This window comes from Comamonas kerstersii, assembly GCF_008801935.1.
GTDB classification, from domain to species: Bacteria; Pseudomonadota; Gammaproteobacteria; order Burkholderiales; family Burkholderiaceae_C; genus Comamonas; species Comamonas kerstersii.
On record NZ_VZOT01000017.1, the window covers coordinates 41,820 to 48,276 of the forward strand.

The following is a 6,457-nucleotide window of genomic DNA, read 5'->3' on the forward strand; positions in this document are numbered from 1 at the left end:
CACGGCCTCTCAGCTCTCTCTGCCGCCTCGCAGCGGCCTATTCCTTGCGCTCGTAAGGAATGCCGTTGCGCTCCAGGATTTTTTCCATCAGCACGGTGTACAGCGGCCTGCCGCCCAGCCACTGCGCCACGATGGTGGCTCCCAGGCAGGTGATGATCATAGGCAGCAGCAGTGTGTAGCTGGCCGTCATCTCCAGTACCAGCACTGCCCCGGTCAATGGGGCGCGCACCGTGGCGGCGAACAGCGCCCCCATGCCTGCGATCACGAACGAGCCCATCTGTAGCTGACTCTCCGGAAACATCATGTCGGCCACATAGCCAAAGATGCCACCAAAGCTGGCCCCCAGCGCCAGCAGGGGCGAGAAAATACCGCCCGCAGCCCCGGAGCTGAAGCTGATGGTGGATGTCAGAAACCGCAGCACGAACACCAGCATCAGCAGGCCCAGACCAATCTGCCCGGCAGATACCTGGTGCACCACATCAAAGCCGCCGCCCACGGCCTGCGGCAGATACAGACCAAACAGGCCGCAGCACCCGCCAATAAAAGCCCCCGTGAGCACAAAGCGCAGCATGCTGCCCTGATAGAAGTCCAGAAACTTCTGCTGCAGCCACAGCAGGAACTTGTTGAAGCCAATACCGATGACGCCAAACAGCAGCCCCAGCACCAGATACAGCCACAGCGTGCTCTGTGCAGGCATGTCATAGCTGCCCAGCAGCAAAATAGGCGACTGCCCACTGACCATACGGCATGCAATCGTCGCCATGACGGCCCCCACAAACACCGCCTTGACCGAAATCAGGTTGTAGTTGAACTCCGAACGCATCTCTTCGATCACGAAAAGGATGCCTGCCAGCGGCGCGTTAAAGGCCGTGGTCAAGCCCGCTGCGGAACCGGCGGCCAGCAGGGTGTGGCGGGTTTCCCTGTCTTTGACGCGCCCGACATCTGCCACCATCTGGCCGATATTGGCGCCCAGCTGCACAGTCGGGCCTTCACGGCCCAGCACCATGCCAGAGCCCAGGCTGCCCACGCCACCCAGAAACTTCACCGGAATCACACGCCACCAGCGCACAGGGCGCAGGTCCTGCATGGAGGCTTCAATCTCCGGAATGCCCGAGCCCCCCGTCTCTGGCGCAAAACGCTTGACGATGTAGTAGGAAGCACCCGCCAGCAGCGCAGACACGGTGAACGTGGCAGCAATCACGGCATAGGTGTTGGAAAACCACTGGTCCACCCAGACCGAACGCTGGCCGAATACCCAGCTGGTGGCCATCTCAAAAAAAATACCGACAAAGCCCACCAGCGTGCCGATGACCAGAGATAGCAGCACCGTTTTGATGGCAAGTTTTTCCGTGGCTTTGATCTGTATGGGGTGAGGCATGAGCTTCCTGGTGAGCGTGACAATGCAGACAGGCCATGCAGAGATCACCGCCTTGGCCGAACCGCTGCACTGGTACAGCACTTATAACGCAAGAAACATCCGCTCAGAAACTCACCCTTGGGGTCTGCACCTTTGCCGCCCCTGCTGCCGAACCAGCTGCTGCCAGCCAAGGCTTTTGCCGTCCAGGTAGCAAGGCATGTGAGTGCAAGCAGACATAAAAAAACCGCCGGGGTAGATCTCCCGGCGGTTTTTCTGGCAATGCTGCAGTTTTGGCTTACTGGCCGCTGCGAGCGATTTCCTGCTCCACTTCAGCATACACCTGCTGCACGCGCTCGGAAGGTGGCTTGCCCAGCCAGCTCACCACCACAATGGCGATGGACGAGAACACAAAGCCAGGCACGATTTCATACAGATTCAGCCAGCCGTACTGCTTCCACACCAGCACCGTTATCGCACCCACCAGCATGCCAGCCAGCGCGCCGTTACAGGTCATGCGCTTCCACAGCAGCGAGAACAGCACGATGGGGCCAAAGGCCGCACCAAAGCCTGCCCACGCATAGCTCACCATGCCCAGCACCTTGGAGTTGGGGTCCTGCGCAATCAGGATGGCAATCACGGCAATCGCAAACACCATGGCACGGCCAAACCACACCAGTTCCTTGTCGCTGGCACGCTTGTGCAGGAACTGCTTGTAGATGTCCTGCGTCAACGCGCTGGAGCACACCAGCAGCTGGCACGACAAGGTAGACATCACCGCTGCCAGCACGGCAGCCAGCAGTACGCCGGCAATCCAGGGGTTGAACAGCAGCTTGGCCACTTCCAGGAACACGGTCTCTGCATTCGCATTCACCGCACCAGCCACCTCGGGGCGCGAGCCAAAGTAGGCAATGCCAAAAAAGCCCACGGCTACCGCGCCACCCAGGCACAGAATCATCCAGGTCATGCCAATACGGCGGGCGTTGGGAATGGTCTTGACCGACTCCGCCGCCATGAAACGCACCAGAATGTGAGGCTGGCCAAAGTAACCCAGACCCCAGGCCAGCAGCGAGATGATGGCAATCCAGCCATGGCCCTTGAGCATGTCAAACGCACCCTCACGTGCCGTAGCAATTACGTCCATGGAAGCACCCACGCCACCATCGGCGTAGATCACCATCAGCGGTGCCAGAATCAGCGCCGTAATCATCAGCGCCGCCTGAATGGTGTCTGTCCAGCTCACAGCCAGAAAGCCGCCGATGAACACATAGGCCATGGTGGCAATCGCACCCACCCACAGCGCGGTCTGGTAGTCCATACCGAACATGGACTCAAACAGACGCGCCCCCGCCACCACACCCGAGGCGCAGTAAATCGTGAAGAACACCAGAATCACCACCGCCGTCACAATGCGCAGCAGGCTGCTGCGGTCTTCAAAGCGGTTGGTGAAGTAGTCGGGCAGCGTCAGCGCATTGCCCACCTTCTCGGTATAGACACGCAGGCGTGCCGCCACAAAACGCCAGTTCAGCCATGCACCCATGCACAGGCCAATGGCAATCCATGCCTCTGACAGTCCGGACAGAAACACCGCCCCCGGCAAGCCCATCAGCAGCCAGCCACTCATGTCCGAAGCACCGGCTGACAGCGCTGTCACCACACTGCCCAGGCTGCGACCGCCCAGGATGTAGTCCGAGAGATTGCTGGTCGCGCGGTAGCCCATCCAGCCAATCAGCAGCATGCCAATCAGGTAAATGGCAAACGTCACCAGCGTGGGTGTATTTGCAGTCATTGTTCTCTGTCCTCCAGTGTTGTCATGGCAAAGGGCCTTGCTCACACCCGCTCTGCAGCCACTGCCTCAGGCAGTACCCGCAAACAATTTGCCACCATCACCACGGACAGAAGAAATCCCAGCAAGAGCGCTCACATGCCCTGCACACCCGGCTTTTTTGCCGCTCCCTCATGCCGTCGTGCGCCATCCAGTGAGCCTGCACAAGCCTGTGCAAACCGGAGATTGGAACAGGTGTTACCAAGTCATTCCCGGTGCAGCCTGTATGCCGCCTTACGCCCATGGGGAATTGGTGCTTGCTCACATACTGGCACAGCGCCTGCGACAGGTCTGTAACTTCTGGCAGCAAGCACCCCTATGCACACCTGAACGCGGCAATTTCTGTACAGTCTGGCCCCTTACAGCCCGGCACACACCATGAATCCAGATCTGAACGAACGTCTCTCCGAACTCAAGAAAATCGAACTGTGCGACGCCTGCGCAGGCATTCAGCGCAACTGGCGCAAAGCACCCGGTCACGTTGAGCTGACCCAGGGCAGCAACTACAAGCGCGAACGCGAAACCGGCACTGTCACCGTCACCCGCTATGTGTGCGAGCGCTGCGGCACCAACTGGGAATACGAGAACGACAAGAACAATATGCACGCCGGCTGGTCAGTCACAGGTCGCCGTTCCTGATATGCATTTTTGATAGCTGTCGGGTCCCGGACGATTGGTTACTTAAAAACAAGCGTCCGGGACCCGACACTTATCGACAACAAGCCCGGCGCAGGAGCCATGCTGGGGGCTGAAGCTGCCGTGCGTTCAGCTGCCGATGGCTACAACATCCTGGCTGTGAACATGACGCACTCCGTCAACGCCACGCTGTTTCAGGGCCGCGTCAAGTTTGATCTGAACAAAGACCTCAAGCCCGTGGCCTTCCTCGCGGGCTCCCCCGTGCTGGTGGTCGTGCCTGCCAACAGCCCTATTCACAGCCTGGAGGATCTGGTCAAAGGCGCCAAGCAAAAGCCGCTGAACGCTGGCTCCAGCGGACTGGGTACGCCCTCACACCTGTCACTGGCGCTGTTCAACCAGCTCAATGGCACCAGCATCCAGCACATTCCCTACAAGGGTGGCTCACCCTCGCTGTCGGACCTGATGGCCGGTCAGCTGGATGTGATCTTCAGCAACTTCCCTGAGTCCATCCCCTTTGTCAAGGCTGGCAAACTGCGCGCCATCGCCATTGCGACCGACCAGCGCAACGCCCAGGTGCCAGAAGTGCCCACCACCGCTGAAGCAGGCATGCCCAAGCTCAATGTGGAACAGTGGACCGCGGTAATGGTGCCTGCCGCCACACCCGATGCTGTGGTCAACACCCTGTCCCAAGAGCTAGTGCAGATCATGCAGATTCCAGAAGTGGTGGCCAGAAGCACCGAACTCGGCTTTCGCGTAGACCCTAAAGGCCCGGCGGAATTTACCCAGTTCTGGAATGCCGAGGTACAGCGCTGGAGCGAAGTGATTCAGGCCGCAGGCATTACAGCAGACTGATCAACATCCATAATTTCTATAGCTATCAGCGCTTGATCCACGGGCGCTAGAGCCAAAAAACACTATAAAAAAACAAAGGCTGCTTGAAACATCAAGCAGCCTTTTTTCCGTCCCCCCTATGAAGCGCTCAGAACCCAGCGCCCGGCTGGCTCAGATACTCCCGCTCTGACGCCGTGCTCTCTCGCTCCAGGATGGCATTGCGGTGCGGAAAGCGCCCAAACTGTGTAATCACCTCACGGTGGCGAATGGCGTAATCCAGTGTCGTGGCAAAGAACTCGCGCAGCTCGGGCGTGGCAGCTTCCTGGTGCAACTGCTCGAAGGCCACCACGCTGTGCTCCTGCATCAGCAGGTCTTCCGAATGCTCCAGCGGCAGGTACATAAAAATGCGCGCCACGGTGGGAATGCTTTCGTCCGTGTCCCAACCCAGATCAATCGCCTTGAGCGCCAGCGCCAGTGCGCGCTCGTCGCCTGCAAAGCTCTTGGCCGTGCCACGGTAGGCATTGCGGGTGAACTGGTCCAGCACAATCAGCACAGCCAGCATGCCCAGCGGCTGCTCCAGGGCCTCACCGTCAAGCTTGCCCATCAGCGCCTCCTGCAGCAGGCCACCAAACAGCTTGCGGATTTCCTCATCTGTGGTTTCCGACTTGGTAAACCACAGCCGCTTGCGCGTCAGGGCTGAGGCGTTGTCTGGAAACTCCGCGCCCAGCCAGTACTCCAGCACCTGCGACAGACGGGGGTCCAGCGCATGCGCAATCGGAATGGACAGATTCTTGGACGTTTCGGACATGGCTCAGCACCTTTCTGCTCATCAATAAGAGCGGCAAACAACCCCGCACACTGCAGTGCATCCTGCATCCAGCCTCCGCGCTTGGCAAGTCAGTACACAACCCATGCTGCGTGGCTGGCAATGCAGATACAAAAACTATAGCCGCCCACAGCCCTGATGCAGGCCTGCAGCAACCGTTCGTCGCTTTTATCAGGCAGTGCTTCGATTATCAAAAAAAAGCTGCCAGCGCTTGATGCATCTGCCCTGGAGGCCAAAAACACTCAAAACCAGCCCCAGCCTGCTGCTTACATTGAGCTTGCAACTGTCAGCCAAGACTCAGCAAAAGCCTCTATAAGCTCGCAACAAACAGATACATAACAGGCGAGAACCAGCAGCGTTTCAACGCACAGCGCCGTTCACCACTGCTGGGTAAAGAGAGACATGGCAACGCTGATCCCTGCACTAAGGAGCCTCTGCATAAGTCCCCAACGCATGTGCTTGCACATGCGTGCCGGGTGCGGCAGCATCCCGGCCTATGCAGCAATTTGATCTTGGCCTGAACCTTTCCACCAAAAAAAACACGTAAACGCGAATTCCTGGAGCAGATGCAGCAAGTCGTTCCATGGCAAGAGTTGGTGGACTTGATTGCGCCATATGCACCTGAAGGTCGCAAAGGACGGCCTCCATTTCCTGTGGAGATGCTGCTGCGCATTCACTTTATGCAGCAGTGGTTCAACCTCAGTGATCCAGCTATGGAAGAAGCGCTGCATGACATGCCCTTGTTTCGGGAATTCGTTGGCCTGTCATGGGGCAGTGCCACGCCTGATGAGAGCACTATCCTGCGGTTTCGTCATCTATTGGAAACACACAAGCTGGCCGAGCAAATCCTGAAGACCGTCACGGACTTGCTGGAGCGTAAAAAGCTGCTGCTTCGCACGGGAACCATCGTGGATGCCACGCTGATTGCAGCGCCCAGCTCAACCAAAAACAGCACCAAATCTCGTGATCCAGAGATGCACCAGAC

The 6,457-nt window shown here is 58.5% G+C and carries 5 protein-coding genes and 1 pseudogene; 3 read left to right on the top strand and 3 right to left on the bottom strand.

Annotated elements, in window-relative coordinates:
• Nucleotides 1–37 precede the first annotated feature (37 nt).
• Nucleotides 38–1,378 (bottom strand): H(+)/Cl(-) exchange transporter ClcA, encoded by a 1,341-nt coding sequence (clcA, locus tag F7P80_RS15370; RefSeq protein WP_151045907.1) that lies wholly within the window; start codon nucleotides 1,376–1,378, stop codon nucleotides 38–40.
• Nucleotides 1,379–1,652: 274 nt separating this feature from the next.
• Nucleotides 1,653–3,143, bottom strand: coding sequence for a sodium/proline symporter PutP (putP, locus tag F7P80_RS15375; protein ID WP_151045909.1), 1,491 nt, complete (start codon nucleotides 3,141–3,143; stop codon nucleotides 1,653–1,655).
• Between the two features lie 414 nt (nucleotides 3,144–3,557).
• Here putP and F7P80_RS15380 point away from each other — a divergent pair, with 414 nt between their 5' ends.
• Nucleotides 3,558–3,818, top strand: a complete 261-nt coding sequence (locus F7P80_RS15380) for a hypothetical protein (protein ID WP_151045911.1) — start codon at nucleotides 3,558–3,560, stop codon at nucleotides 3,816–3,818.
• Between the two features lie 9 nt (nucleotides 3,819–3,827).
• Entirely contained in the window at nucleotides 3,828–4,667 is an 840-nt protein-coding gene (locus tag F7P80_RS15385) for a Bug family tripartite tricarboxylate transporter substrate binding protein (RefSeq protein ID WP_282959037.1), read from the top strand.
• Nucleotides 4,668–4,794: 127 nt separating this feature from the next.
• Here F7P80_RS15385 and F7P80_RS15390 read toward each other — a convergent pair whose 3' ends face one another.
• Nucleotides 4,795–5,454: a DUF924 family protein gene (locus tag F7P80_RS15390; RefSeq protein WP_151045913.1), complete on the bottom strand. Its 660-nt coding sequence runs from the start codon at nucleotides 5,452–5,454 to the stop codon at nucleotides 4,795–4,797.
• A gap of 514 nt (nucleotides 5,455–5,968) precedes the next feature.
• On the opposite strand from F7P80_RS15390, the pseudogene F7P80_RS15395 reads away from it, so the two are divergent.
• A pseudogene (locus tag F7P80_RS15395) lies at nucleotides 5,969–6,457 on the top strand (IS5 family transposase); the annotation flags it as partial.

What these genes read in the sequence shown, in the direction of transcription:
- clcA (WP_151045907.1), bottom strand. Translation starts at nt 1,378, where the DNA reads ATGCCTCACCCCATACAGATCAAAGCCACGGAAAAACTTGCCATCAAA.
- F7P80_RS15390 (WP_151045913.1), bottom strand. Translation starts at nt 5,454, where the DNA reads ATGTCCGAAACGTCCAAGAATCTGTCCATTCCGATTGCGCATGCGCTG.
- putP (WP_151045909.1), bottom strand. Translation starts at nt 3,143, where the DNA reads ATGACTGCAAATACACCCACGCTGGTGACGTTTGCCATTTACCTGATT.
- F7P80_RS15380 (WP_151045911.1), top strand. Translation starts at nt 3,558, where the DNA reads ATGAATCCAGATCTGAACGAACGTCTCTCCGAACTCAAGAAAATCGAA.